The following is a 25,994-nucleotide window of genomic DNA, read 5'->3' on the forward strand; positions in this document are numbered from 1 at the left end:
CCGTTACGACGTCCGCCCCAGGGCCGCGCGGATCAGCGCCAGCCCGTCCGGGCTCGACCACGCGGCCGGCCCCTTCATCACCCCGATCGTGCAGCCCTGCGCGTCGACCAGCATCGTGGTCGGCAGGCCGGGCGACTGCGTGTCGCGCTGGAGGATCGGCAGCACGCGGCCGCCGGGATCGGCGTAGAAGGCGAGGTCGTGGATGCCCGCCTGCTTCAGCCATTCCGACGGCTTCTCGAGGTTGCGCGTGTCGACGTTGATCGCGACGACCTGGAAATCGGGGCCGCCGAGCTGCGCCTGGAGCCGGTCGAGGGCCGGCATCTCGGCCTTGCAGGGCGCGCACCACGTCGCCCAGAGATTCACGAGGAGCAGCCGGCCCCTGAGGTCGGCGAGGCCGGTCTCGGCGCCGTCCGGCCCCTTGAACCGGATGTCCGGCGCGGGCCGGGCCTGCTGCGGGGCCTGCATGGCGGCGACCTCGCCCTTCGCGGCCGCATCGACCCGGGCGAGCGCCGGCTTGGCGGCGGCGCAGGGCTGAAGGGCGCCGCCCGTGTTGCCGGGCAGGAGACCGCTCCCGTATAGGGCGAGGCCGAGGACGGCGAGCGCGGCGACGCCCGCGCCGGCCAGGATGGGCGTGCGGCCGGGCATCAGGCTCGGGCCTCGGGACGGTCAGGGCGCGGAAGGATCGACATGAGCAACCGGATGTGGGGCGGCCGCTTCGCGAGCGGCCCGGCGGAGATCATGGAGGAGATCAACGCCTCCATCGGATTCGACAAGCGCCTCGCGCCCCAGGATATCCGCGGCTCGCTGGCGCATGTGGCGATGCTGGGCCAAGCCGGCATCCTGCCGGCGGAGGATGTGGCCGCGATCGAGGCCGGGCTCAAGTCCGTGCGCGACGAGATCGAGGGCGGCACCTTCGCGTTCAAGCGCGAGCTCGAGGACATCCACATGTCGGTGGAGAGCCGGCTGACCGAGATCGTCGGCCCGGCCGCCGGCCGCCTGCACACGGCGCGCTCGCGCAACGACCAGGTCGCCACCGACATGAAGCTCTGGGTGCGCGACACCCTCGATTCCCTCGACCAGCAGGCCGCCGACCTGCAGCGCGCCCTCAGCCAGGCGGCGCTGAAGCACGCCGGCACCGTGATGCCGGGCTTCACCCATCTCCAGTCGGCCCAGCCGGTGACCTTCGGCCACCACTGCCTCGCCTACGTCGAGATGCTGGCCCGCGACCGGGGCCGATTCCGCGACGCCCGGGCGCGGCTCAACGAGTGCCCGCTCGGCGCCGCGGCGCTCGCCGGCACCTCCTTCCCGATCGACCGGCACGCCACGGCGGCGGCCCTCGGCTTCGACCGGCCGACCGCCAACTCCCTCGATTCGGTCGCCGACCGCGACTTCGCCCTGGAGGCGCTGGCGGCGGCCTCGATCTGCGCCGTGCACCTGTCGCGCTTCGCCGAGGAGCTGGTGGTCTGGACCTCGGCCCAGTTCAACTTCGTGCGGCTGTCGGACGGGTTCACCACCGGCTCGTCGATCATGCCGCAGAAGCGCAACCCCGACGCCGCCGAGCTGGTGCGCGCGAAGAGCGGCCGGATCATCGGCGCGCTGACCGGCCTGCTCATCGTCATGAAGGGCCTGCCGCTCGCCTACTCGAAGGACATGCAGGAGGACAAGGAGGGCACGTTCGACGCCCTCCAGGCCCTGTCCCTGTGCCTCGCCGCCATGACCGGCATGGTGAAGGACCTGGAGCCCAACGCCGAAGTGCTCGGCCGCGCCGCCGGCTCCGGCTACGCCACCGCCACCGACCTCGCCGACTGGCTGGTGCGCGAGCTCGGGCTGCCGTTCCGTCAGGCGCACCACGTCACCGGCCGCCTCGTCGGCGCGGCCTCCGCCAAGGGCGTCGGGCTCGAAGAGCTGTCGCTACCCGAGATGCAGGAGGCGGAGCCGCGGATCACCGAGGCGGTCTACGCGGTGCTGGGCGTCGAGAACTCGGTGGCGAGCCGCACCAGCTACGGCGGCACCGCGCCCGACAACGTCCGGCGCCAGGCGCAGGCCTGGATCGAGCGGCTGGGCTGAGCCGCCGCGGCCGACGGCGACCGGCGCCGGCTGGCGCCTCGCGCCGCTAGCCCCTGAGGGTTGCCGGGGGCCTGCGGCCCGCCGCTCCGACCGTGGGGTGGCCCCCCGGTCGCCTCGGATCGGGTAACGGGCCCCCGCTCATCCACAGGACCGTTCAAAATTGTGCATTGCAACCCTCGGCCCACCCGCGCGTTCACCGTCTGGCTAAGTCCGCTCAGCTACAAGCTTCGCCGTCTGGATCGGAGTTCGCAGGATGCCTGTCGAGAGTTGGCTGAACACGGAGGAGGTGCCGGATTTCGCGGCGCACGCCACGGCGATGATCGACGCCGCCCTGACCGGTTCCGGCCTGACGCGCGAGTCCTACTGGGCCGCCGTGCGCAAGGGCTACAACACCCCCTACAACGATCCGCCCCGCAAGGCCGCTCCGCCGGTCCGGCCGAACGCGATCGCGGTGCCCGCCGGCCCGGCGGTCGAGGCGCTGCCGGTCCCGGCCGGCGTCATCGCGGCCCGGGCGACGGAAGCCCGCGCCGTCTGATTGTCGACGGATCCCGCCTCGCCATCTTGCCGACGTTTTACGCAAGCTTCACTAATCCCGAACCCCGGTCCGGCTCCTGACGGAGCCGCCCGTCGTCAGGAAGTGAAGATGGTCCGCGTCCCCCGCTCGCTCCCGGTCGGAGCTCTCGCCCTGCTCGCCTCCGGGCTGGTTACCGGCCTCGTCGGAGGTGTGCTCGGCGGGACTTGCCTGGTCGCGACGGCGGCCCACGCCCAGGACGCGGCGGCGGCCCCGGACGCCGGCGGTGGCGACGCGGCCCCGTCGCGGCGCGGGCGGCGGCACGGCCGCGAGCGGAGCAAGCGCGCCGAGAAGAAGACCGCGACCCCGCCGGGGATGCAGCAGGCCACCCCGGTGGCGATCTTCGGCGACTGGAACGTGTTCGTGAACGGCGACGGCCGCAACAAGCTCTGCTACGCGATCGCGCAGCCGCAGACGCGCTCGCCCAAGACCCTGAAGCGCGACACCGCCTACCTGTTCGTGAGCGTGCGCAAGGGCGAGAACATCCAGAACGAGGTGGCGGTGATGCTGGGCTTCCCGTCGAAGCCCGCGGCCTCCCAGGTCAAGCCCGGCTCCGCGGCCGCGCCGACCGACCCGAGCCTCAACCTCGGCGCCAGCCGCTACGGCCTCGTGGTCAAGGACGGCAATGCGTGGCTGCAGAACCCCGCCGAGGAGGCGCGGGTCGTCTCCGAGATGAGCGCCCGCAACCCGAAGATCATCATCAAGGCCACGTCGCTGCGCGGGAACCCGACGAGCGACGAGTACGCGCTCGGCGGATTCGCGGAGGCCATGAAGCGCACCCGGGACGAGTGCAGCAAGTAGCGGGCGGGTCAGGCCCGCCGCAGCGCGGGCCGGTGCGCACGGTCGGGGGGCCGGGTCCGGGCGCTCATGCGCGCGCGGGCCGCGCGGGCGGCCTGCTCGGCCGTGCGGAATACGGCGCCGTCGAGCCCGTCGAAATCGCGCGCGGACGAGAAGAACCGGACGCCGCGCCCCTCGGGGACGGCGATCCCGGCGGTGACCTCACCGATCTCGATCACCCGGGCGGGTTCGCTGGGGCCGAGGGCCGGGTCCGCGAGGTCGGGGCGGTCTTCGGGTTTGTACTCTGCGAGGCTGTGCATCGGATCGGGAACTCCCTGGGCCGGCCGGTCGCCGTGCCGGATCGCGTTGGCTGCTGCGGAGGATCGACGGGGCTCAGCGTCGACAGCGCCGGCGGGCGGCGGGGCAGCAGGGGGCGATCGGGAGCGGGTATCGAAGGGACGATGTGCGAGTGACCATCGGACGTCCTCCAGACTGAAGGACCGCGCGGCGCGGGGCCGGCGCAGTGCTTTAGCGTTTGATCACGCGGCGCAAGCTACGCTTCTCAAAGGACCGCGGCCTGTCCTGTCGCGCACCCGAAGTGCGCGGCCGGGCCGGCACCCCTGAAGATGGGCGCGGCACGGCGCACCGTCAACGGAACGGACTTCCGATTTCGAGGGCCGGCCTGGCAGGAAGCCGGTCCCGGGCGCGCGTCCGGGAGGCGGATCGTTCAGGCCGCGGCGATCACCGCGGCGAGGTCGGAGAAGTCCGAGAAGATCCGGGCCGCGCCGGCCTCCGCGAGCCCGGCGCCCGCCGGGTCGTGACCCCAGTGGCCGCCGCCCGTGAAGCCCGCGACCCGCATGCCGGCGCTCCGGGCCGCCGTGACCCCGGGAACGCTGTCCTCGATCACGAGGCAGGCCGCCGGAGCGACGCCCATCCGCTCGGCGGCGAACAGGAACAGGTCGGGGAAGGGCTTGCCCCGCGCCACCTGCGCCGAGGAGAAGACGCGGTCGCCGAACAGGGGGAGCAGCCCGGTCAGCGTCAGGGAGTGGCGCAGCCGCACCGGATCGCTGCTCGACGCGACGCAGACCGGCAGGCCCACGGCGGCGACCGCCTCGGCGACGCCGCGCATCGCCCGCAACTCTGCGTCGAACAGCGCCAGGGTCTCGGCCTTCACCGCCTCGACGAAGCCGTCCGGGGCGGTGACGCCGTAGTCGCGGGCGATATGCGCCATGATCGAGGGCATCGCGGTGCCGGTGAAGCGCGCCCGCACGGTGGCGAAGTCGATGTCCACGCCGATCCGGTTGAGCCCGGCCGTCAGGCAGGCGAGGCTCAGGGGCTCGCTGTCCACGAGGACGCCGTCGCAATCGAAGATCACGAGGCCGAGATTCGTCGCGCGCGCGTCCAAGGTCGACCGTTCCCGCACGGCCCGCCGCCGCCGGGCGACCCTGTGGCACGGGCCCGAGGGCCCCGCAACCGCGCGGATCGACGCTCGCCCCGGGCGCTTGCACCTTGCGGCGCGGCCCCATACTCCCGGGGCGGGCGCGCCGATCCGGCACCCACGGCCCGTAAGGCAAGGCTCAGAAGGCCCCGCGATGTTCCGCTTCCTGGCCCGCGTCCTGGGCTTCCTGCTGATGGCCGGCGGCTTCGTCGCGCTGGTCTACGACGGCGCCCGCTCCATCGCCAACAACGGGCTGCGGGTGACGCCGCTCTCCGACGTGATCGCCACCCTGTTCAAGGACAAGGCCAGCGCCCTCCAGGGCAGCGTGGAGGGGGCGGCGCCCTGGCTCTGGCACATCCTGGGCCTGCCGCTCACCCTGGCGCCGGCCTCCCTGATCGGCCTCGGCCTCGGCGCGGTCCTGCTCTGGCTCGGCCAGCCGGGCCGCGAGCCGATCGGGTTCCTGACGAAGCCCTGATCCGACGAAGCCCTGATCCTCCGGGCGGGCTAGCGGGCCGCGAGCTTGGCCTCGGCCTCGGCCAGGGCGGCCTTCAGCCGCTCGATCTCGGCGGTCAGCGCGTAGTGCTCGCTGACGTCGAGCTGCGAGGCGAAGAAGTAGACCACCCGTCCCGCCTCGTCCCGCACCGGGCCGACGTAGAGGGCGTTCTGGAAGGTCGAGCCGTCCCTGCGGTAGTTGAGGAGGTCGACCCGGATATCCTCCTCCCGCCGGACGGCCGCGCGGAGGCGGTCGACGGCCGCCGCCTCGGTGTCGGGCCCCTGCAGGAAGCGGCAATTGCGGCCGACCACCTCCATCCGGGTGTAGCCGGTGAGTTTCAGGAAGGCGTCGTTCACGAAGACGATCGGGTTATCGTGCTGGGCCGGATCGGTGATGATCATCGGCATCCGGGTCGCCCGCACGGCGGCCGCGAAGGGATCGCCCCGGTGCGCCTCCGCCTTGAGGTCGTCCGGCACGTGGCTCGTGGCGGTCCCGCCCGTCTCCATCCGGATCAGCCCCTCACAGCGTCGCGCAGGGCGGCCGTCCGACCCGCGTCGTCGGGGCACCAAGCCGGAATTTGCCCGCGCGGTCCAGTCTCTCGCGGCGCGGTTCGCGGAGGGCGGGCGCCGAACGTCGTCCGGCGGTCCCTGCCTTCCCGTATCGGGCGGCGCCCGAGACCGGGAGGCGGGCCGCTGGCGCACCGCTTCGCGGGGGCCTGCCACCAGCAGGCCCCGGCCAAGAAGCTGGCCAAGAACCGGGCCAAGAACTCGGCCGGCTGTTGCGACCCGGTGGGAACCGGCGGCGCCGCCCGAGCCTCACGGGCTCCGGCCGTCGGGCCGCGTCTGCGGGCCCGGCGCCGGGGCGCCAGCGGCGCCGCCCCGCAGGGGCGGCGTGCTGTTCGGGCTGCGCAGCACGATCAGGACGCTGCCGAGGACCGAGAGGGCGAGGGCGGTCGCGAGGAGGATGAAGAGCCAGCGGGGCATCCGGGGCGGTTAGCACATCGGAGCCGGCGCGCCGAGCGGCCCGGCCGGTGACGGACCGAACCAGCGGCCCACCGCCTCCCGCAGGCCGTCGAGGGCGGTTGCCGCGCCCGTCCAGGCGACGCAGCCGTCGGGGCGGACCAGCGTCGAGGGCCCGTCCGGGACCGCCACGCAGGTCACCCGGCCCGTCGCCGCGGCGACCATCCGGGAGGCCGCGCCGTCGGCGCTGCCGTCGACGAGGAGGCCCCGGCCGTCCTGCATCGCACCGTAGAGCGTCGCGCCGCCGGCGCCGAGCGGCCCGTCGCCGGCCATCCGGCCGACCGCGTCCTCGGGCGAGCCGAGATCGTACCGGGAGTTCAGGCCGCGCATCAGGCCGCCGAGGATCCGGCTGACCTCGTCGCTCTCCAGGAGCCGCGCCATCAGGTCGCGCAGCGCGCCCGATTGCGGATCGGGCCGCAGGATCGCCGCCTGGGCGCGGGTGTTGGCCGTGACGGCCTCGGCCACCGGGCGCCGCTCGGCCGTGTAGGTGTCGAGCAGGGTCTCGGGCATCTCCCCGCGCAGCACGGCGGCGAGCTTCCAGCCGAGATTGGCGGCGTCGCCCAGGCCGAGGCTCAGGCCCTGGCCGCCGAAGGGCGCGTGGACATGCGCCGCGTCGCCGGCGAGCAGCACGCGGCCCCGGCGGTAGGTGTCGACGAGGCGCGTGTTGTCGGCCCACCGGTTCGCGACCGCGACCCGGGCGACGCGGACGTCCGTGCCGCTGACCCGGCGCAGCGCGGTCTCGATCTCGTCGCGCGTGACGGGCGCCTGCCGGTCGGCCGGCGGGCCGCTGAAATCCAGCATGAACAGGCGGCGCGGGAACGGCCCGTGGCCGTAGACGCCCCCCGGCCCGCGGTGCCAGCCGACCGGCAGCGCGCCGGCGGGATCGTCGAGATCGGCGATCGCCTGGTACATGGTGAGCGTCGGCGGCGTGCCGGGGAAGGCGAAGCCGGCCATCTTGCGGACCGCGCTGCGGCCGCCGTCGCAGCCGACGAGATAGGCGCAGCGGACGCGCGCGTCGCCCGTCGGCGCGGTCCAGGCCACCTCGACCCTGTCGGCCGCCTCCGTGAAGCCCGTGAGCGTGCAGCCGCGGCGCAGGTCGATCCCGAGCGCCGCGGCGCGGTCGAGCAGCATGGCTTCGAGGCTCTGCTGATCGACCGCGCGCATGCGCCGGTCCGGCTCCGCCTGCGGGCCGCGGCGGATGAACAGGAAGCCGAAATGGCCGCTGAACTGCGCCCCACGCGGGCCGCCGCCGACCTGACCCGGCAGGCGGTCCATCGCCGCGAGGCTCCGCGCCTCGGCGGCCTCGATCGCCGCGCCCATCCCCCGCCGCTGCAGCGCCTCGACGCCCAGGGGGCCGAGCCCCAGCGCCTTGATGGTGGTGCTCGGCTCGGTGAGGCGCTCCAGCACCCGGACGCGCGCGCCCCCGAGGGTCAGCTCGATGGCTGTGAAGAGCCCGACCGGACCGGCTCCAACCACGACGACGTCGACAGGCTCATCCATGGACTTAATCGATTTCTATACTCAGTCCATGAATGGATGCGGTATGAGGCGGCGCATGTCAACGCCTCCCGACCGCCGGTCCCGCAAGCGCCTCGCCACCCGGCAGGCCATCTCCAACGCCGCCACGCGGCTGTTCCTGGAGCGCGGCTTCGACGCCGTGACGGTGGATGAGATCGCGGCGGCTGCCGATGTCGGCCGGATGACCGTGTTCAACCATTTCCCCCGCAAGGAGGACATGTTCTACGACCGCGATGAGGAGGGGCGCGCACTCCTGCGCGAGACCCTGCGGCAGCGCGATCCCCGGGTCGCGCCGGTCGAGACGCTCCGCCAGCTGGCGCACCGGCTGGTGACGGGCCGGAACCCGGTCGTGGAATTCTCGGCGCGCAGCGGCGCCTTCGTCGCGACGGCGGCCGGGAGCGAGACGCTCAAGGCCCGGGCCCGGGCGATCCGGGACGAACTCGCGGGCGTGGTGCGGGTCGCGCTCGCCGAATCCGTCGGGCGCGGGCCGGACGATCCCGACGCCGACCTGGCGGCCGGCCTGCTGCTGGCGACCTGGAGCGTGGCCTTCCTCCGGGCGCACCGGACCTTCCGGGCGACGCGGCGGACGGAGGCGGCGAATGCCGCCTTCCTGGCGGTCATCGACCGGGGGACGGCCGGCCTCGCGGCGGCGCTGGCCGGCACGCCCTACGCGGAGGCGGCCGCGCCCTGAGCGGCGACCATCCCCGGGGGCCCGGCCTACGGTGCCTTCAGCACCGCCCGGCAGGCGGCGGGCAGCGCCGCCATGGTCATGGCGGGCTTGGCCTTCGGCGGCGTCTTCGGGGGCTTCGGGTGGAGCACCGCGTCCGAGAACCAGTAGCTGAGGTCCTCGCAGCCGTCGCCCGGCGGCGGCGCGCCCTGGGGCTGGCAATCCTCCTGGCCGGCCGGGCAGGAAAGCCGGATATGGTAGTGGTAATTGTGCCCGTACATCGGGCGGACCTTGGACATCCAGCGGCTGCCCGCGGCGTCGCGGCAGAGGGCCTTCTTGATCGCCGCGTTGACGAAGATGCGCTCCACCTCCGGCTGCTCGGCGGTGATCTTGATCAGCTGCAGGTGCGTGGGCGTCCAGACCTGGGGATCGATGTCGAGGCGGTCGCGGCGGACCATGTCGGTGGCCGAGGTCTCCTCGCGCTCCGCCCGGCTCATGCGGTGGTCGGGCATCGGCGTCAGCCAGACGTCGGCGTCGATGCCGATCTGGTGCGAGGCGTGGCCGGTGATCATCGGGCCGCCGCGGGGCTGGGCCATGTCGCCCACGAGGAGGCCGGGCCAGCCGACCCGGGCGGCCTTCTGCGACAGCCGCTCGATGAAGTCGACGAGGTAGGGCGTGCCCCACATCCGGTTGCGGGACGGGCGCATGACCTGCCAGTTCGGCCCGTCGAGCGGCAGCGCCTCGCCGCCGGCGAAGCAGCCCTTGGCGTAGAAGCCGTAGATGTGGGCCGGACCGGAGGACGCCTTGGTGACCCGCCCGAACAGGGCCTTGGCGGGCGTCGAGGGCGCGTCCGGATGCTCCAGGGGCGGCAGCGGCTTCGGATTGACGCTGCCGCGATCCTGGGCCTGCGCGGCGGCGGGCAGGAGCAGGGCGGCGAGCGCGAGGCTCTGGGCGAAACGCGGCATCGGCATGCGGGGGCTGTTCGTCCGGCTGGAGAGGGCGGGCGCGGGCGCCCGCCGGAACGTGGCCCAGGGGCGGGGCGTTTTTCGGGCAGACGGCGCGCGTCGCGCGGAAACGGTCGGGAGGCGGCGATGACGGCCACGGGAACGGGAACGGGAACGGACACCGGTCAGCCCGGCACGGCGAACCCGGCCGGCCGGGAGCCCCGCCGCCTGATCGCCAGCGATCGGGTCATCGGGACGGATGTCCGCCGGCCCGACGGGACACGGGTCGGACGGATCGAGCGGCTGATGCTCGACAAGGTCTCGGGCCGGGTCGCCTACGCGGTGATGAGCTTCGGCGGGTTCCTGGGCCTTGGCGAGGACTTCTACACGCTGCCCTGGTCGGTGCTGCGGTTCGAGCCGCAGCAGGACGCCTACGTGGTCGACATCACCGAGGCGCAGCTGCGCGCCGCCCCGGCCCGCACCCCCGAGGGCACCGATCCGGCCGCGGACGGCGCCTGGGAGGAGCAGATCCACCGCTACTACGACGCGGCGCCCTATTGGGGCATCTAGGCGGCGCCGCGACCGTCTGCGGGTCTCAGCGGACGTGGCGGGTCACCGGCCCGCACCAGCCGGGCAGGTAGTCGGCGTCCTTGGACTTGGCCAGCGACATCGCCCGCTCCAGGGCCGAGGAGAAGTCGTTCTCGATCCGCTTCTCCTTGATGTTCCGCCGCAGGAAGTCGGCCCAGAGAAACTCGCTGAACGGCGTCGTGTCCTTCGCGAAGCCGCCGGCCCGGCGCAACTCGCCGGCGAGGCTGCGATAGGGGTCGTCCACCAGGGCGTCGACGGATTTCGGGATGTCGTCGAAGTGCTGGCGCACGCCGTCGGCGTCGTAGGGATGGGTCCAGGATTTGTGGTCGCAGACCGTCCAGAACGCGTCCTTGTCGAGGTAGTGCAGGTCGGCCACCACGGTGACGAGCACGTTCTCGACGCCCTCCTCGTGCAGGGCGCGGGAGAGGTGGTGGTGATCGATGATGTAGTGGCGCTTCTTCGGCCCGAGCAGCGTCGGGATCATGTGGGCGCCGAGGAATTCCTTCTTCTTCTCGCCGTCGTACTCCCGCCAGCGCCGCCGCTTCTCCGCCACTTCCCGGTAGCCCACGGTCATCTGCGTCGGGCGCAGCTCCGCGATCGGGATGGTCTTGAGCAGCGGCTCTCTACTGGCCATGGGGTCTCCTTCGTGCGTGGATTTGTCACGCGATCGTCAGACACCTATTCAGGATCGGGAGAGCGGCCAGGGCGTGCGGCGCTCACGTTTCCGGCATCGCGCGGACGGCCTCCAGCACGAACACGCGGATCGCCGAGGACAGGTTCTGGCCGTCGCGGCCGGCGTCGATGTGCCCGATGAGGGCCTGGACCGACTGGCCCCGCGCCTCCGCGATCGCCCGTAGGGCCGCCCAGAACGGGTCCTCCAGGGACACGCTGGTCCGGTGGCCGGCGATCATCACGGAGCGCTTGGTGATGCCCGGGCTCATGGCGAGGCGGCTGCGCGTCCCGTCCTCGCGAGCGGAGCGAAGCGATCCAGGGCAGCGCGACCCTGGTCGGCGTGGCGCGACTGGATCGCTTCGCTCCGCTCGCAAGGACGGTGGGGCTGCTGCATCCGGATTTGCTCTCAGTCTGCCGGATCGGGCTCGCCCCGCTCCAGGCGGTGGCCCTCGTGCCGCTCGGTCTCCAGGGCCTTGCGGCGCTGCTGGAGGGTCCTGGCCTTCTTCGGCTGCCCGAAGGCGATCCGGTTGGCCTCGGCCTTCGTGTCGGCCTCGGCGCGGGCCTTCGCCTTGCGGACCTGACGCAGGTTGATGATCTCGGCCATGGATCGCCTCCCGGCAATGGCGGCCGGCGCAGGACACCCGCGCCGGCCAAATACCCAAGAAACTAATCGGCGCTGGGGGCCAGCATGGTCTCCGGCCGCACCACGCGCTCGAACTCCGCCTCGGTCACGTAGCCGAGGCGCAGGGCCTCCTCCTTGAGGGTCGTGCCGTTCTTGTGCGCGGTCTTGGCGATCTCGGCGGCCTTGTCGTAGCCGATCGAGGGGGCGAGCGCGGTGACCAGCATGAGCGACCGGCTCATCAGGTCGGCGATCTTGTCCTCGTTGGCCTTGATGCCGACGACGCAATTGTCGGTGAAGCTCACCGCCGCGTCGGCGAGCAGGCGGATCGACTGCAGCACCGCGTTGGCGATCACAGGCTTGAACACGTTGAGCTCGAAATTGCCCTGGGAGCCGGCGAAGCTCACCGTGGTGCCGTTGCCGATCACCTGGGCGCAGACCATCGTCAGGGCCTCGCACTGGGTCGGGTTGACCTTGCCGGGCATGATCGACGAGCCGGGCTCGTTCTCGGGGAGCGACAGCTCGCCGAGGCCGGAGCGCGGGCCCGAGCCGAGGAAGCGGATGTCCTGGGCGATCTTGAACAGGCCGGCGGCGAGCGCCGAGAGGGCGCCCTGCGTGAACACCAGGGCGTCGTGGGTCGCGAGCGCCTCGAACTTGTTCTCGGCCGACGTGAAGGGCAGGCCGGTCAGCTCGGCGACCTTGGCGGCGAAGCGCTCGGCGAATTCCGGATGGGCGTTGAGGCCGGTGCCGACCGCCGTGCCGCCCTGGGCGAGCGCCAGCACCCCCGGCAGGGTCGCGGCGACCCGCGAGCCGCCGAGGGCGACCTGCGCGACGTAGCCGGAGAATTCCTGGCCGAGGGAGACCGGCGTCGCGTCCTGCAGGTGGGTGCGCCCGATCTTGACGATCGCGTCGAAGGCCTTGGCCTTGGCGTCGAGGGCGGCGTGGAGGTGGGAGAGCGCCGGCAGCAGGCGGCCCTGGATCTCGCGGGCCACCGCGATGTGCATGGCGGTGGGGAAGGTGTCGTTGGACGACTGGCCGCGGTTGCAATGGTCGTTCGGGTGGACCGGCGACTTGCCGCCGCGCTGGCCGCCCAGGCGCTCGTTGGCGAGGCTGGCGATCACCTCGTTGGCGTTCATGTTCGACTGCGTGCCCGAGCCGGTCTGGTAGATGACGAGCGGGAACTCGTCGTCGTGGCGGCCCTCCACGACCTCGGCGGCCGAGGCCGCGATGGCGTCGGCGAGCTTCGGGTCGAGGGCGCCGAGATCCTTGTTCACCAGGGCGGCGGCCTGCTTCACCACCCCAAGGGCGTGGACGAGCGGCGCCGGCATCCGGTCGGTGCCGATCTTGAAGTTCTGGATCGAGCGCTGCGTCTGCGCGCCCCAGTAGCGGTGGGCCGGGACCTCGATCGGACCGAAGGTGTCGGACTCGGTGCGGGTGGCGGTCTCGGTGGGCGACATCGTGGCCTCTACGTCTGGTGCAGTGCGGTGCCTACTTAAATGAGGCGCGGGTGAATCGCGATGCCGGTTTTCCCCGGCGCGCCGACAAGGGCGGGGCTCTGTTCCCGCCGGACAAGGAGCCGATGAGCGCCACGATCGATCTCTCCGAACCGATGGCCGGCACCCGGTTCCGCCCCGTCGTGCCGCCGCCGCTGAAGGAGCCGCTCGGCTTGTTCGAGTTCCTGCGGGCGGCGCGCAAGAACCCGATCACCACCTGGATGGACGCGCATTTCAAGCTGCCGGTCGTGGCGGCCGAGGGCGCGATGGGCCGGATCACCCTGGTGAGCGACCCGGCGCTGATCCGCTACCTGCTCATCGAGAACCCCGACGGCTACCGCAAGGACGACCTCCAGCGCCGCGTGCTGGCCCCGGGGCTCGGCAACGGCCTGCTCAGTGCCGAGGGCGACGAGTGGCGGCTCCAGCGCCGGACGCTGGCGCCGATCTTCAACGCCCGCACGGTCCAGGGCTTCTCCGACGCGATGAACGCCGCCGGGGCGCGGCTCGGCCGCCGCCTCGTCCGCCGCGACGGCAAGCGGGTCGACGTCGCCCTGGAGATGACCCGCGTCACCCTCGACGTGCTGGAGCGGACGATCTTCACGCAAGGTTTGCCGAGCGATCCCGACGCGCTGGGCCGCGCGATCACGCGCTTCCTCGAGGCCGTCGGGCCGATCGACCCCCTCGACGTGTTCGGCGTGCCCGATTTCGTGCCGCGGATCGGCCGCCTGCGGGCGCGCCCGGCGGGGCGCTTCTTCGCCGAGGTGGTCGACGAACTGATCGCCCGGCGCAAGGCGCTGATGACGGGGGGCGAGGCGCCCCGGGACCTGCTGACGCTGCTGCTCGCCGCGCAGGATCCCGAGACCGGCAACGGGCTCTCGGACCTCGCCGTGAAGGCCAACATCGTCACCTTCATCGCCGCCGGCCACGAGACCACGGCCAATTCCCTGACCTGGGCGCTCTACTGCCTGTCGCAGGATCCCGCCGCGCAGGCGCGGGTCGAGGCCGAGGTCGACGCGGCCGGGCCGGGGGATTTCGCCGTCGAGCGCCTGCCCTTCACCCGGGCGGTGATCGAGGAGGCGATGCGGCTGTTCCCGCCGGTGCCGTTCCTCAGCCGGCAGGCGGTCCGCGACGACCGGCTCGGCCGGATCAAGGTGCCGCGGGGCTCGCTGGTGATGGTGGCGCCCTGGGTGCTCCACCGCCACCAGCTGCTCTGGGACGACCCGGAGGCCTTCGTGCCGGAGCGGTTCCTGCCCGAGAACCGGGACGCGATCCCGCGCTTCGCCTACCTGCCGTTCGGGGCGGGGCCGCGGGTCTGCATCGGCCAGAGCTTCTCGATCCAGGAGGCGGTGATCGTGCTGGCCCACGTGGTCCGGGCGGTGCGCTTCCGGCTGCCGGCGGATCACCCCCCGGTCACGCCGCTCCACCGGGTGACGCTCCGGCCGGAGCACGGCTTGCGCATGGAGGCCGAGCGGAGAGCATGAGCGGATTGACGGGTTCCCCGTGCGTTCTCACATTGCCGGAACGGGTCAGCAGAGTCGCGCTGGCTGAGATCGGGCACGAACCGCGATGGTCGACACCGTTGCTCCCGCGACGCTGGATTATGCCGAGCAGGTCGCCCGCGTCCTGCGCTCCAATGCGGAGACGGAAAAGTTCGTGGCCGAGCAGCGGAAGCTGATCGACGAGCAGACCAAGCTTCAGGCCGAGGCGGCGAAGCTGCACGCCGAGACGCTCAAGCTCGGTCGAGACCGTGTCCTGGCCCCGCTCTCCATCGGTTTCGCCGGCATGGCAGCCGCGGCCGCATTCTTCGGCGCGGGCGCCGCGTTCGTCAAACTTCTGAGCCCCTGACCGTCGATCTGAAGCACGACCGGCGCTGGCGCGGTCCGAAATGCCTGCCGCGACTGTGTGAAGCTCCCTGGGCGATCGTCTGGGCGACGTTCTGTCGTGGCCGGCTATGGAGCACGCCCCCGAGCTTCGATTTGAGCGCGCTCCCCTCGCCTCGCCGCGCCTGAGCCTGACGGATCTCGCAGCTGAAGGTCGTGACCGAGTCGGCCAGGGGCGATCTCAGCTCTTCTTGCGGAAGGCGTCCAGGCTCACGACCTCGGCGCTGCCCTCCTCGCCCTCCTTCTTGGCGGCGGGGCGGGGGGCCTTGTCGTCGGTCTTGCCGGCGTCCTTCTCGCCCGGGGCGGCGGGCGCGGGCAGCCCCTTCGGCGCGCCCGCGCCGATCGTCGCGAGACCGGCGCTCTTGGGCCGCACCTCGCCGGGTTCCGAGCCGGCGCCGCGGGGACCGGGCTTGGCCGGGGCGGCGTTGGCCTCCTCGGGGGTCTCGCCGGCCTCGCTGAGATCGAACTTCAGGCCGAACTGCACGGAGGGGTCGAAGAAGCCCGACAGGGCGTCGAACGGTACCAGCAGGCGCTCCGGCACGCCCGAGAAGGACAGGCCGACCTCGAAGGCGTGCTCGGTGACGTTGAGGTCCCAGAACTGGTGCTGCAGGACGATCGTCATGTCCTGCGGGTACTTCTCGCGCAGGGCCTGCGACATCCGCACACCGGGGGCCTCCGTCCGGAACGAGACGTAGAAATGGTGCTCGCCCATCAGCCCCTCGCGGGCCGCGTCGGTCAGGACCTTGCGCACCACGCCGCGCAGGGCGTCCTGTACCAAGAGGTCGTAGCGGATCAGGTCGTCTGCCATCTGCGGTCGCGCTCTCGCCCGGTCTGCCCGGCGCCCCGCCGCGGATGGCCGGACCGAGGACTGAAGTGGAGGCTTCTGTTGCCAGGCGCCTCCGAACCCCGCCTATGCGGAGCTACCCGCTAGGACTTCAGGTCGATATTGGGGACCGCTTACGCGGCCACCGCCACCGGAGCAAAGTTGTCGTTGGCAACTATTGCAAAGGCCCGATAACGGCGGAACCATGCCGAGCGAAAGCTCAACCTTTACGCCCTCGTCGATCCTATTTCGCCCCCGCCGAAGCCCCGGTTCCGATCACGCCCCTTGCGGCAGCATGTCCTGGGCTCGGGTGGAGGCGCCGGGTACCGCCCCCGGGTCCGATAGGTTTATTGCGAAGAACGTTTATCGCCATAGCCGGCCTCGCGACCGGCTCCCGAGATATAGAGGGGATCGGTCCGGTTTTGAAGCCCGATCGTGTCGCGCCGCCGCCTCATTTGGAGCCTCCGGGGGAGGCTGTTGCCGGAAGTGCGCAGTCGCGCGCCGCCGTCCCCGGTGCGCGGGGCCCGCTCGAGCGCGCCTGGGGCGCGACGTGGCGGCTCGGCGCCCTGGTCGCCCTCGTGGTCGTCTATCTCGGCGCGGCGAGCCTCCTGTCCCTCGCCACGGTGCGCGTCGGCTTCGACCTCTGGAGCGGGATCGACCCGTTCCTGCCCCCCGAGCGGCGCCCGTTCCTGGGCGCGGTGGAACTCGCCCACCGGGCCTTCGCGATCGACGCCCTGCGCCAGGTCTACCTCGCCGCCCTGGTGCTCGGCGGCGCGTGGTGGCACGACCGGGCCGGTTGGCGCCGCCGCCTCGCCCTCGACCGCGAGCGGCCGAACGGCATGCGGCCGGTCGCGCTGCTGGGCCTCCTGCTGGTCTGGCCGGTGCTGCACATCGCCTGGGTCACCGGCACGGCGGAGCTGTTCGGCGCGAGCTTCGGCCAGCACGTGCGGCTGTCGCCGTTCATGAGCCAGGCGGCGGTCGCGGCCTGGCTCGCCTATCTGGCGATCCTGGCGCCGGTGGCCGAGGAGCTGCTGCTGCGCGGCGAGGCCTTCGCCCGCGCCCGGGCGGCCGTCGGACCCGCGGGGGCGATCCTGGTCACCGCGCTCATCTTCGCCGCCGCCCACATCTCGTCCTGGGGGCTCGCCCGGCCGGTCTCGCTGCTGCCCCTCGCCCTGGCGCTGGGCTGGCTGCGCTGGCGCACCGGCCGGCTCTGGCCCGGCGTCGCCCTGCACGGCTGGTCGAACCTCGCCCTGGTGACCTACCTGCTCTGGCCGGTCTGAAGGTCGGCTTGGCCGACAGGGCGCCGCGCGCAGGCCTGCGCCGGAGCGGCTCCCGCGCGACGGCGGTGGACATATGGCGGCGGCGCGCTTGCCGGCCGGCGCGCCGGCGCGCAGGAATGGGCGATGGACGCTTATCACGACCTGCTCCGGCGCATCCTCGACGCGGGCGTCGCCAAGGACGACCGCACCGGCACCGGCACGCTCTCGGTGTTCGGCCACCAGATGCGCTTCGACCTGTCGGCGGGCTTCCCGCTCGTCACCACGAAGCGGCTGCACCTGCGCTCGATCATCCACGAGCTGCTCTGGTTCCTGGCGGGCGACACCAACGTGGCGGCGCTGAAGGCGAACGGCGTGACGATCTGGGACGAGTGGGCGGACGAGCGCGGCGATCTCGGCCCGGTCTACGGCAAGCAGTGGCGCTCCTGGGAGAAGCCCGGCGGCGGCACGGTCGACCAGATCGCCTGGGTGCTCGACGAGATCCGGCGCAACCCCGATTCCCGCCGCCTGATCGTGTCGGCCTGGAACCCGGCCGACCTCGACCGGATGGCCCTCGCGCCCTGCCACTGCCTGTTCCAGTTCTACGTCAGCGAGGGGCGGCTCTCCTGCCAGCTCTACCAGCGCTCGGCGGACGCCTTCCTGGGCGTGCCGTTCAACATCGCGAGCTACGCCCTCCTGACCCACATGATCGCCCAGGTGGCCGGCCTCGGGGTCGGCGACTTCGTCCACACCTTCGGCGACGCGCACCTCTACAGGAACCACCTGGAGCAGACCCGCACCCTCCTGGCCCGGGAGCCGCGCCCGCTGCCGCACCTGCGGCTCAACCCGGAGGTGCGCGACCTCTTCGCCTTCCGGTTCGAGGACATCGCCATCGAGAACTACGACCCGCATCCCGCCATCGCGGCCCCGGTGGCGGTATGAGCCCGATCGTTTCCCTGGTCGCCGCCGTCGCCCGCAACGGCGTGATCGGCCGCGACAACGGGCTCGCCTGGCATCTCTCCAGCGATCTCAAGCGCTTCAAGGCCCTGACCATGGGCAAGCCGATGCTGATGGGCCGGCGCACCTGGGAATCGATCGGCCGGCCCCTGCCGGGGCGCCGCACCCTGGTGCTGACCCGGGACACGGGCTTCCGCGCCGAGGGGGTCGAGACCGTCCACGACTGGGACTCCGCGCTGGCCGCCGCCGGGGCGGAGCTGATGGTGGTCGGCGGCGCCGAGATCTACGCGCTCGCGCTCCCGCACGCCGACCGGCTCCACCTCACCGAGGTCGAGGCCGAGCCCGCCGGCGACGTGCGATTCCCCGCCTTCGACCGCGCCCGCTTCCGGGAGACGTTCCGCGAGGCGCACCCGGCGGGCCCGCGGGACGAGCACGCCTTCGCCTTCGTCGACTGGGAGCGCGCACGCTGAGGCGCGCCGCCGCATTTGCGTTCCGCGCCGCGCATGCCCACCTGCCAGCCTTGACAGCACGGGGCGTGCGCCCGCAGGTGCCTGTCGGGTGCGCGCGCTCACGCCGGGCCTGCACATCCTGCGGGAAGATGCGCGTGCGGGCCCTCGAGGCCTCCAGCCGGGAGCGGTCGCTGTGCGATCGGTCCGGATGGTCGGGACTAGGCGGGCGAGCGTGGCCGTTCAGGCAGGGGGCGCCGGTCGGGACGTGGGCCGGGCGCGGACAGGCAGGAGACGACGGCTAGGATGCCTTGGAGCAATCAGAGCGGCGGCGGGGGGCCCTGGGGCCGGCCCGGCGGTAACGGCGGTGGTCCCTGGGGTGGCGGCAGCGGCGGCGGCGGTGGCAAGACGCCGCCGAACCTCGAGGACCTGCTCCGGCGCGGGCAGGACCGCCTGCGCGGTCTGATCCCGGGCGGCGGTGGCGGTTCGGGCGGCGGTTACGGCGGCGGCTCGACCGGCGTCGGCGGCGGCCGCAGCGCGGCGGTGATCGCCGTCCTGGCCGTCGCCATCTGGCTCGCGACCGGCTTCTACACCGTCTACCCCCGTCAGGTCGGCATCGAGACCATCTTCGGCCGCTACGTCGGCACCAAGGGCGAGGGCCTGCGCTACAACTTCCCCTATCCGATCGGCGGGGTGGTGAAGCCGGATGTCGGCTCCCAGAACTCGATCCAGATCGGCTTCCGCGCCGGCCCGAACGGGCAGGGCCGCAACCGCGACGTGCCGGACGAGAGCCTGATGCTCACCGGCGACGAGAACATCGTCGATCTCGACTTCGAGGTGCAGTGGCGGGTCAACCCGCTGAAGGCCTCCGACTTCGTGTTCAACCTCCAGAATCCGGAGGGCACCATCAAGGCGATCTCCGAGAGCGCGATGCGCGAGGTGATCGGCCGCCGCAACATCCAGGCGATCCTCACCAACGAGCAGTCGAGCATCGCCCAGGAGGTGAAGGAGATGGTCCAGAAGGCGCTCGACGAGTACGGCGCCGGCGTGCGCATCGAGGTGGTGCAGCTCGTCTCGGTCAACCCGCCGCCGGAAGTGCGCCCCGCCTTCATCGACGTGAACGCGGCCCAGCAGGACGCCGACACGGCGCAGAACGAGGCCAAGACCTACGCCAGCCGCGAGGTGCCGCAGGCCCGCGGTAAGGCGTCCCAGATCGTCCAGCAGGCCGAGGCCTACCGGACGAAGGCGACCGCCGACGCCACCGGCCAGGCCGCGCGCTTCAGCGAGGTCTACGCTTCCTACAAGGCCGCCCCGGCGATCAGCCGCGAGCGGATCTTCCTGGAGACGATGGAGAAGGTCCTGGGCTCCGTGAACAAGGTGATCATCGACCAGAACGGGACGCAGCCCGGCGGTGCCACCGCGGCCGGCGTGCTGCCGGTCCTGCCGCTCTCCGAGTTCGGCGCCCGCGCCCAGACCCAGACGGGAGCTGCCCGATGAAACAGGCTCTCCGCACCGGCCTGATCGTGGTCGCGGCCATCGTCGCGATCGGCCTCTACGCCTCGATCTTCACCGTCGGCCAGATGCAGCAGGCGCTCGTCCTGCAGTTCGGCCGCGTCCGGGCCGTCCTCAACGCCACCGGCGAGGACAAGCCCGGCCTGTACTTCAAGATCCCGTTCATGGAGAACGTGGTCGTCTTCGACAAGCGCGTGCTCGACCTCGACCTGCCGGTCCAGACGGTGCTCACCGCCGACCGGCAGAACCTGGAGGTGGACGCCTTCGCCCGCTACCGGATCGTCGATCCGCTGCGCTTCTACCAGGCGGTGGGCAATATCGGGCTGGCCAACCAGCGGCTCGCGAGCTTCACCAATTCCGGCCTGCGCAACGTGCTCGCCCGCTCGACCCGCGACGCGATCGTGAAGACCGATCGCGGGCAGCTGATGCACCAGATCCAGGAGGACGTGAACCGGCAGGCCAAGGCGCTCGGCATCGAGATCGTCGACCTGCGCATGACCCGCGTCGACCTGCCCGCGCAGAACTCGGCCGCCGTCTACCGGCGGATGAAGACCGAGCGCGAGCGCGAGGCCGCCGACATCCGCGCCAACGGTGACCAGATCGCCGCCACGATCCGCGCCAAGGCCGACCGCGAGGTCACGGTCATCCTGGCCGAGGCGACGCAGAAATCCGAGCAGCTGCGTGGACAGGGTGACGCGGACAAGAACCGCATCCTCGCGGACGCGTTCGGGAAGGACGCGGATTTCTTCAGCTTCTACCGCTCGATGCAGGCCTACGAGAGCGGGCTGAAGGGATCCGATACCCGCCTGGTGATCAGCCCGAACACGGACTTCTTCCGCTTCTTCAGCGATCCGCAGGGCCGGGCACCCGCCCCGGCCGCCCGCGGGCCGCGCGGACCGGCCGATCCGAGCGCCACCACGGGCTCGACGACCGGCTCCACGGCGGGGACGGCGCGCTGAGGGGGCCCGTTGGCGCCCCGGCGCCCGGGGATTACCGTGCAGGACAACCCGCGGGCCTCGACCATCGGTCGAGGCCCGCGGGACCGGAAACGCGTTCATGAAGAGGTCGACCATGCACCCCGTCGCGAGCGCCCCCGAGGCGCCGTTCGACCGCGCCCCGGCGCGGCCCCGCTCCCGCGCCCGCGCGGTGATGGCCTCGATCCTGATCGGCGCCTCGGTCACCGTCTCCGTGGCCGCGGCCGCCCTGCCGGTGCCGGCCTTCGCCAAGGGGCCGGCCTCCCTCGCCGATCTCGCCGAGCAGGTCACCGACGCGGTGGTGAACATCTCCGCGTCCACCACCGTCGAGGCCCGCGCCGGCCGTGCCGGGCCGCAGGTGCCCCCGGGCACTCCGTTCGAGGACCTGTTCGAGGAGTTCTTCAACCGGCGCGGCGGCCGCGGCGGCGGTGACGGCGACGGGCCGCGTCAGCAGCGCAAGTCGAACTCCCTCGGCTCCGGCTTCATCATCGATTCCGCCGGCCTCGTGGTGACGAACAACCACGTCATCGGCGACGCCAACGACATCCAGGTCATCCTGCACGACGGCACGAAGCTGAAGGCCGAGATCGTCGGCAAGGATTCGAAGATCGACCTCGCCGTCCTGCGGGTGAAGCCCCCGGCCGACCGCACGCTGAAGGCCGTGCCGTTCGGCGATTCCGACAAGATGCGGCCCGGCGACTGGGTCATCGCCATCGGCAACCCGTTCGGGCTCGGCGGCTCGGTCTCGGCCGGCATCGTCTCGGCGCGGGGCCGGAACATCGAGTCCGGACCCTACGACAACTACATCCAGACCGACGCGGCCATCAACAAGGGCAATTCCGGCGGCCCGCTGTTCAACATGGACGGCGAGGTGATCGGCATCAACACGGCGATCCTGTCGCCGACCGGCGGCTCGGTGGGCATCGGGTTCGCGGTCCCGTCGGGCACGGCCAAGCCCGTGATCGACCAGCTCCGCGACTTCGGCGAGGTCCGCCGCGGCTGGCTCGGCGTGCGCATCCAGAACGTCGACGACACCACCGCAGAGGCGCTCAACCTCAAGGGCGGCGCGCGGGGCGCCCTGGTGGCCGGCGTCGACGAGAAGGGACCGGCCAAGACCGCCGGGATCGAGGTCGGCGACGTGATCCTGAAGTTCAACGGCGCGCCGGTGAAGGCCTCGGGCGACCTCCCGCGCATCGTCGCCTCGACCCCGGTCGGCCAGAAGGTCGACGTGGTCGTCATGCGCAAGGGCGAGGAGGTGACGAAGCCCGTCACCCTCGGCCGCCTGGAGGACGGCGACAAGCCGCAGCTCGCCAACCTGCGCCAGCCGGAGCCCGAGAGCGCGACCCGGCAGGCGCTGGGCCTCAACCTCTCCGGCATGACCGACGAGCTGCGCAAGAAGTACTCCATCAAGGACACCGTGAAGGGCGTGGTCGTCACCCGGGTCGACCCGAACTCGACCGCCGCCGACAAGCGGATCCAGCCCGGCGAGGTGATCGTCGAGGTCGGCCAGGAGTCGGTCAGCACCCCCGCGGAGGTGACCAAGCGGATCGACGCCCTCAAGAAGGACGGGCGCAAGTCGGTCCTGCTGCTGGTGGCGGGCGCCACCGGCGACGTGCGCTTCGTGGCCGTCGGCCTCGACTGAGCGGTCTCATCGTGTTGCCGAGGGCCGTCGCTCCGCGGGGAGCGGCGGCCCTCGCGCGTTCAGGGGCCCCACATTGACGCTGCGCCGCGGCAGGGCACACTGAGCCGCGAGTCGGTGCGGCTCGGACGGGTTCGGACCCATGACGGCCGTTGCGTTCGACACCCTGAAATTCGCCCGCGCCCTGCGGGAGAAGGCGAAGCTGTCGCCCGAGCAGGCGGAGGGCCTGGCCGACGCGCTGGTGGACGTCTTCGACAGCAATCTGGCGACGAAGGCCGATATCTACGAGCTGCGAGCCGATATTCAGATGGTCCGTGGTGACATCGAGGCCCTGAAAATCCAGAGCCGTGCCGACACCGAAGCGCTTCGGCTCGCCACCCAGGGGGATATCGAAAGCCTTCGCGTGACGACCAAGGCCGACAGCGACAATCTCCGGCTCTCGACCGCCTCCGATATCGAGACGCTTCGCCTCTCCACGAGGGCTGGCCTCGAAGGCCTACGGATGGAGATCAAAGCAGGCCTGGACAGTCTGCGCCTCGAGACCAAGGCCGACATCGAGGCCGTGAAGGGCGCGATCGCCTCCGCGAAGGTCGAGACGGTGCGCTGGCTCGTCGGCGCGATCGGCTTTCAGACGCTCGCCGTGCTCGGCGCGGTCATCGCCCTGACCCGCACCCTCCACTGAGCCTCACCCCACGAACTCCGCCGCCGCGTAGCCCTGCAGGTACAGGAGCGCGGTGAGGTCGCCGTGCTCGACCCGGACCCGCGCCGCGGCCGCGACCGCGGGCTTGGCCCGGAACGCCACCCCGAGGCCGGCCTCGCCCAGCATGTCGAGGTCGTTGGCGCCGTCGCCGACCGCGAGGGTCTCGGCGGCGCCGAGGCCCAGCTGCCCGCGCAGCGCGATCAGCGTCGCGCGCTTCTCGGCCTTCCCGACGATCGGGTCCTCCACCAGGCCGGTGAGCCGCCCGTCCGCCACGCCCAGCACGTTGGACCGGTGCTCGTCGAAGCCGATCATCGCGGCGATCGGGCCGGTGAACAGGGTGAAGCCCCCGGAGACCAGGCAGGTATGGGCGCCGTGCGCCCGCATCGTCCGCACCAGCGTGCCGCCGCCCGGGGTCAGGGTCAGGTGCTCGGCGATCAGCCCGTCGACCGCGCCGACCGGGATGTCCTTCAGGAGCGCGACGCGCTCGCGCAGGGCCGGCTCGAAGGCGATCTCGCCCCGCATCGCCCGCTCGGTGATCGCCGCCACGTGGTCCTTGAGGCCGAGCGTCCCGGCGAGCTCGTCGATGCATTCCTGCTCGATCATGGTGGAATCCATGTCGGCCAGGAACAGGCGCTTGCGCCTGTGCGCGTCGGCGGGCAGCACCGCGAGGTCGATCGGCTCGCCGGCCAGCGCCGTGCGCAGCCTGTCGGTGAGGGACGCGGCGGCCGCGGGCTCGCCCGGCACCAGCAGCTCGGCCGCCACCTCGCCGTGCAGGATCCGGGGCTGGTGCTCCGTCCGCAGCACGGCGCGCGTCTCGGCCAGCACCGCGTCGGTGATGGACGGCCGATCCGGGTTTGCTATCAGGACCGCGACCAGCATCGTGGAGTTTCGCCTTGCCGCCAGACCGGGGGGAAGCCGGGGGGCGCCCGGCCGCGGTCCTCATCGCAGGGCCCACCGCGTCGGGCAAGTCGGCGCTGGCCGCCCGGCTGGCGGAGCGTCACGGCGGCGTGGTGATCAACACCGATTCCATGCAGGTCTACGCGGACCTGCGCCGCCTGACCGCGCGGCCCGACCCGGACGAGGAGGCGCGCGTGCCCCACCGGCTCTACGGCCACGTCGACGGCGCCGTGAACTACTCCGCGGGGCACTTCTCGCGGGACGCGGCGGCGCTGCTGGCGACGCTCGGCGGGCGCCTGCCGGTCTTCGTGGGCGGCACCGGCCTGTACTTCCGGGCGCTGGAGCAGGGGTTTTCGGAATTGCCGCCGGTGCCCGACGTCGTGCGGCGGCAGGTGCGGGACGCGGCCGAGGGCCGCCCGACCGAGGCGCTGCACGCCGAGCTCGGCCGGCACGACCCCGAGGGGGCCGCCCGCCTGCGGCCGAGCGACCGGATGCGGGTGATGCGCGCCCTGGAGATTTTTCTCGCGACGGGTCGGCCGATCTCCAGCTTCTACGGCGACCCGGTGCCCGGGCCGCTCGCCGGCCGGAACCTCCAGAGAATCTTCCTGGCACCCGACCGGGCGGTGCTGCGCGCCCGGATCGACGCCCGCTTCCGGACCATGATCGCCGAGGGGGCGCTGGACGAGGTCGCCCGCCTGCGCGCGCGCGATCTCGACCCGATGCTGCCGGTGATGCGCGCCCACGGGGTGCCGGGCCTGATCGCCCACCTCGACGGGGCGATGAGCCTCGAAGCGGCGATCCTCCGGGGGCAGGCGGACACGCGGGCCTACGCCAAGCGCCAGGTCACGTGGTTCCGCCACCAGATGGGGGAGGCGTGGCGCTGGGTGGATCCGGAATCCGCGGGGGTCGAGGAACTGTTCTGAGGCGAGCGTCCGACCCGCCGGGAGAGACCGGCGCGCGGCGCCGCGATCCAGGCGGCCCCCTCTCGCGTGTGAGAGGGAGCCTGTCGCGTCTTGCCCGGTCCTCGGCTCCGGGCGAAGGCCGGAGGCGTCAGCGCTCCAGCCGCGCCACGAGGCTCGACGTGTCCCAGCGGTTGCCGCCCATGGCCTGCACCTCGGCGTAGAACTGGTCGACGAGGGCCGAGACCGGCAGCTTGGCACCGTTGCGGCGGGCCTCGTCGAGCAGGATGCCCAGGTCCTTGCGCATCCAGTCGACCGCGAAGCCGAAGTCGAACTTGCCCGCGTTCATGGTCTTGCCGCGGTTCTCCATCTGCCAGGAGCCGGCGGCGCCCTTGGAGATCACGTCGAGCACCGCCTCGACGTCGAGGCCGGCGCGCTTGGCGAAGTGGACGCCCTCCGACAGGCCCTGGACGAGGCCGGCGATGCAGATCTGGTTGACCATCTTGGTGAGCTGGCCGGCGCCGGCCGGACCCATCAGCCGGCAGGCGCGCGCGAAGGACCCGATCGCGCCCTCGACCTTGGCGTAGGTCGCCGCGTCGCCGCCGCACATCACGGTGAGCACGCCGTTCTCGGCGCCCGCCTGGCCGCCGGAGACTGGCGCGTCGATGAAGCCGAGCCCCTTGGCCTCGGCCGCCGCGGCGAGCTCCCGGGCGACCTCGGCGGAGGCCGTGGTGTGATCGACGAACACCGCGCCGGGCTTCATGCCGGCGAGCGCCCCGTCGTCGCCCAGCACGACGCTGCGCAGGTCGTCGTCGTTGCCCACGCAGGCGAACACGATCTCGGCGCCCTCGGCGGCCTGCCGGGGCGTGGGCGCGTGGGCGCCGCCGTAGGTCTTCACCCAGGCCTCGGCCTTCGGGGTGGTGCGGTTGTAGACGGTGACGTCGTGGCCACCCTTCTTGGCGAGGTGTCCGGCCATCGGGCCGCCCATCACGCCGAGACCCAGGAATGCGACCTTCGCCATTGTCGTGCGCTCCTCGCGGGCCCGACCGCGCCGGCGCCCTTCCATCTCCGACGGCGGGCGGCGACGGAGCTCGGCAGCCGGGCCGTGAAGGGGGTCGGGGCCGTGCCGGGGGACCCGATGTGAC

The 25,994-nt window shown here is 72.4% G+C and carries 29 protein-coding genes, 1 other RNA gene and 1 pseudogene; 16 read left to right on the top strand and 15 right to left on the bottom strand.

All coding sequences use genetic code 11. The features are described from left to right. Positions 1–3: 3 nt before the first annotated feature. Positions 4–645: a thiol:disulfide interchange protein TlpA gene (locus tag BM419_RS24015; RefSeq protein ID WP_091927871.1), complete on the bottom strand. Its 642-nt coding sequence runs from the start codon at positions 643–645 to the stop codon at positions 4–6. A gap of 42 nt (positions 646–687) precedes the next feature. Between BM419_RS24015 and argH the strand changes: the two genes are divergently transcribed. From argH to BM419_RS24030, 3 genes are all read left to right on the top strand, one after another. Continuing rightward, complete coding sequence (argH, locus tag BM419_RS24020; protein WP_091927872.1) at positions 688–2,067, top strand: argininosuccinate lyase; 1,380 nt, start codon at positions 688–690, stop codon at positions 2,065–2,067. Between the two features lie 253 nt (positions 2,068–2,320). Next, positions 2,321–2,602, top strand: a complete 282-nt coding sequence (locus tag BM419_RS24025) for a hypothetical protein (protein WP_042673334.1) — start codon at positions 2,321–2,323, stop codon at positions 2,600–2,602. Positions 2,603–2,710: 108 nt separating this feature from the next. Then, positions 2,711–3,439: a hypothetical protein gene (locus BM419_RS24030; RefSeq protein WP_020091311.1), complete on the top strand. Its 729-nt coding sequence runs from the start codon at positions 2,711–2,713 to the stop codon at positions 3,437–3,439. 8 nt (positions 3,440–3,447) lie between these two features. Here the strand turns inward: BM419_RS24030 and BM419_RS24035 are convergent, their stop codons facing one another. Then, positions 3,448–3,735 carry a hypothetical protein gene (locus BM419_RS24035; protein WP_091675555.1) on the bottom strand — a complete coding sequence of 96 codons (288 nt, stop codon included), beginning with the start codon at positions 3,733–3,735 and terminating at the stop codon, positions 3,448–3,450. Between the two features lie 407 nt (positions 3,736–4,142). Beyond that, complete coding sequence (locus tag BM419_RS24040; RefSeq protein ID WP_020091309.1) at positions 4,143–4,820, bottom strand: HAD family hydrolase; 678 nt, start codon at positions 4,818–4,820, stop codon at positions 4,143–4,145. 187 nt (positions 4,821–5,007) lie between these two features. On the opposite strand from BM419_RS24040, the gene BM419_RS24045 reads away from it, so the two are divergent. Next, positions 5,008–5,328: a hypothetical protein gene (locus tag BM419_RS24045; protein WP_020091308.1), complete on the top strand. Its 321-nt coding sequence runs from the start codon at positions 5,008–5,010 to the stop codon at positions 5,326–5,328. 41 nt (positions 5,329–5,369) lie between these two features. Here the strand turns inward: BM419_RS24045 and BM419_RS24050 are convergent. The 3 genes and pseudogenes from BM419_RS24050 to BM419_RS24055 all read right to left on the bottom strand — a co-directional run. Continuing rightward, positions 5,370–5,852 (bottom strand): annotated as a pseudogene (locus BM419_RS24050) (PAS domain-containing protein); the annotation flags it as partial. Between the two features lie 309 nt (positions 5,853–6,161). Beyond that, on the bottom strand, positions 6,162–6,329 hold the full coding sequence (locus BM419_RS32565; RefSeq protein ID WP_175556360.1) for a hypothetical protein: 168 nt from the start codon (positions 6,327–6,329) through the stop codon (positions 6,162–6,164). Between the two features lie 9 nt (positions 6,330–6,338). Then, entirely contained in the window at positions 6,339–7,865 is a 1,527-nt protein-coding gene (locus BM419_RS24055; RefSeq protein ID WP_091927873.1) for an FAD-dependent monooxygenase, read from the bottom strand. Positions 7,866–7,920: 55 nt separating this feature from the next. Between BM419_RS24055 and BM419_RS24060 the strand changes: the two genes are divergently transcribed. Continuing rightward, the gene (locus BM419_RS24060; RefSeq protein WP_091927874.1) at positions 7,921–8,574 is read left to right on the top strand and encodes a TetR/AcrR family transcriptional regulator; all 654 of its coding nucleotides are present in this window, start codon (positions 7,921–7,923) and stop codon (positions 8,572–8,574) included. 26 nt (positions 8,575–8,600) lie between these two features. On the opposite strand, the gene mepA is transcribed toward BM419_RS24060, so the two are convergent. Beyond that, the gene (gene mepA, locus BM419_RS24065; RefSeq protein WP_091927875.1) at positions 8,601–9,521 is read right to left on the bottom strand and encodes a penicillin-insensitive murein endopeptidase; all 921 of its coding nucleotides are present in this window, start codon (positions 9,519–9,521) and stop codon (positions 8,601–8,603) included. A 120-nt stretch (positions 9,522–9,641) separates the two neighbouring features. Between mepA and BM419_RS24070 the strand changes: the two genes are divergently transcribed. Further along, entirely contained in the window at positions 9,642–10,064 is a 423-nt protein-coding gene (locus tag BM419_RS24070; RefSeq protein WP_244540842.1) for a PRC-barrel domain-containing protein, read from the top strand. A 25-nt stretch (positions 10,065–10,089) separates the two neighbouring features. On the opposite strand, the gene BM419_RS24075 is transcribed toward BM419_RS24070, so the two are convergent. The 4 genes from BM419_RS24075 to fumC all read right to left on the bottom strand — a co-directional run bounded on the left by BM419_RS24075 (position 10,090) and on the right by fumC (position 12,830). After that, entirely contained in the window at positions 10,090–10,716 is a 627-nt protein-coding gene (locus tag BM419_RS24075) for a ParB-like protein (RefSeq protein ID WP_020091301.1), read from the bottom strand. 82 nt (positions 10,717–10,798) lie between these two features. Further along, positions 10,799–11,023: a ribbon-helix-helix domain-containing protein gene (locus BM419_RS24080; RefSeq protein WP_020091300.1), complete on the bottom strand. Its 225-nt coding sequence runs from the start codon at positions 11,021–11,023 to the stop codon at positions 10,799–10,801. A 137-nt stretch (positions 11,024–11,160) separates the two neighbouring features. Continuing rightward, positions 11,161–11,358, bottom strand: a complete 198-nt coding sequence (locus BM419_RS24085) for a DUF4169 family protein (RefSeq protein WP_042672647.1) — start codon at positions 11,356–11,358, stop codon at positions 11,161–11,163. Positions 11,359–11,420: 62 nt separating this feature from the next. Beyond that, on the bottom strand, positions 11,421–12,830 hold the full coding sequence (gene fumC, locus BM419_RS24090) for a class II fumarate hydratase (RefSeq protein ID WP_091927876.1): 1,410 nt from the start codon (positions 12,828–12,830) through the stop codon (positions 11,421–11,423). 122 nt (positions 12,831–12,952) lie between these two features. On the opposite strand from fumC, the gene BM419_RS24095 reads away from it, so the two are divergent. Both BM419_RS24095 and BM419_RS24100 read left to right on the top strand, forming a co-directional pair. Then, complete coding sequence (locus BM419_RS24095; RefSeq protein ID WP_091927894.1) at positions 12,953–14,347, top strand: cytochrome P450; 1,395 nt, start codon at positions 12,953–12,955, stop codon at positions 14,345–14,347. An 85-nt stretch (positions 14,348–14,432) separates the two neighbouring features. Continuing rightward, positions 14,433–14,711, top strand: coding sequence for a hypothetical protein (locus BM419_RS24100; protein WP_091927877.1), 279 nt, complete (start codon positions 14,433–14,435; stop codon positions 14,709–14,711). A 216-nt stretch (positions 14,712–14,927) separates the two neighbouring features. Here the strand turns inward: BM419_RS24100 and BM419_RS24105 are convergent, their stop codons facing one another. After that, complete coding sequence (locus BM419_RS24105; protein ID WP_020091294.1) at positions 14,928–15,554, bottom strand: SspB family protein; 627 nt, start codon at positions 15,552–15,554, stop codon at positions 14,928–14,930. Between the two features lie 64 nt (positions 15,555–15,618). Next, positions 15,619–16,000, bottom strand: a transfer-messenger RNA (tmRNA) gene (gene ssrA, locus BM419_RS24110). On the opposite strand from ssrA, the gene BM419_RS24115 reads away from it, so the two are divergent. The 7 genes from BM419_RS24115 to BM419_RS24145 all read left to right on the top strand — a co-directional run bounded on the left by BM419_RS24115 (position 15,992) and on the right by BM419_RS24145 (position 23,035). After that, positions 15,992–16,849 (top strand): CPBP family intramembrane glutamic endopeptidase, encoded by an 858-nt coding sequence (locus BM419_RS24115; protein ID WP_175556361.1) that lies wholly within the window; start codon positions 15,992–15,994, stop codon positions 16,847–16,849. The two genes, ssrA and BM419_RS24115, sit on opposite strands and share 9 nt — an antisense overlap. A gap of 123 nt (positions 16,850–16,972) precedes the next feature. Further along, a complete protein-coding gene (locus BM419_RS24120; RefSeq protein WP_020091292.1) occupies positions 16,973–17,767 on the top strand; it encodes a thymidylate synthase in 795 nt (264 codons plus the stop codon). Continuing rightward, positions 17,764–18,252 carry a dihydrofolate reductase gene (locus tag BM419_RS24125; RefSeq protein WP_091927879.1) on the top strand — a complete coding sequence of 163 codons (489 nt, stop codon included), beginning with the start codon at positions 17,764–17,766 and terminating at the stop codon, positions 18,250–18,252. The genes BM419_RS24120 and BM419_RS24125 overlap by 4 nt, the downstream gene beginning before the upstream one ends. Before the next feature lie 282 nt (positions 18,253–18,534). Beyond that, positions 18,535–19,725, top strand: coding sequence for an FtsH protease activity modulator HflK (gene hflK, locus BM419_RS24130; protein WP_091927880.1), 1,191 nt, complete (start codon positions 18,535–18,537; stop codon positions 19,723–19,725). Beyond that, entirely contained in the window at positions 19,722–20,699 is a 978-nt protein-coding gene (locus BM419_RS24135) for a protease modulator HflC (protein WP_020091289.1), read from the top strand. Before hflK ends, BM419_RS24135 begins: the two co-directional genes overlap by 4 nt. A 112-nt stretch (positions 20,700–20,811) precedes the next feature. Further along, positions 20,812–22,356: a DegQ family serine endoprotease gene (locus tag BM419_RS24140; protein ID WP_091927895.1), complete on the top strand. Its 1,545-nt coding sequence runs from the start codon at positions 20,812–20,814 to the stop codon at positions 22,354–22,356. Between the two features lie 139 nt (positions 22,357–22,495). Next, the gene (locus BM419_RS24145) at positions 22,496–23,035 is read left to right on the top strand and encodes a coiled-coil domain-containing protein (RefSeq protein WP_091927881.1); all 540 of its coding nucleotides are present in this window, start codon (positions 22,496–22,498) and stop codon (positions 23,033–23,035) included. A 3-nt stretch (positions 23,036–23,038) separates the two neighbouring features. On the opposite strand, the gene serB is transcribed toward BM419_RS24145, so the two are convergent. Next, entirely contained in the window at positions 23,039–23,932 is an 894-nt protein-coding gene (serB, locus tag BM419_RS24150; RefSeq protein WP_091927882.1) for a phosphoserine phosphatase SerB, read from the bottom strand. A gap of 14 nt (positions 23,933–23,946) precedes the next feature. Between serB and miaA the strand changes: the two genes are divergently transcribed. Continuing rightward, positions 23,947–24,873, top strand: a complete 927-nt coding sequence (miaA, locus tag BM419_RS24155) for a tRNA (adenosine(37)-N6)-dimethylallyltransferase MiaA (protein ID WP_091927883.1) — start codon at positions 23,947–23,949, stop codon at positions 24,871–24,873. 127 nt (positions 24,874–25,000) lie between these two features. On the opposite strand, the gene BM419_RS24160 is transcribed toward miaA, so the two are convergent. Next, on the bottom strand, positions 25,001–25,870 hold the full coding sequence (locus tag BM419_RS24160) for an NAD(P)-dependent oxidoreductase (RefSeq protein ID WP_020091284.1): 870 nt from the start codon (positions 25,868–25,870) through the stop codon (positions 25,001–25,003). Between the last annotated feature and the right edge of the window lie 124 nt (positions 25,871–25,994).

Source organism: Methylobacterium sp. yr668, from assembly GCF_900116245.1.
Lineage (GTDB): Bacteria > Pseudomonadota > Alphaproteobacteria > Rhizobiales > Beijerinckiaceae > Methylobacterium.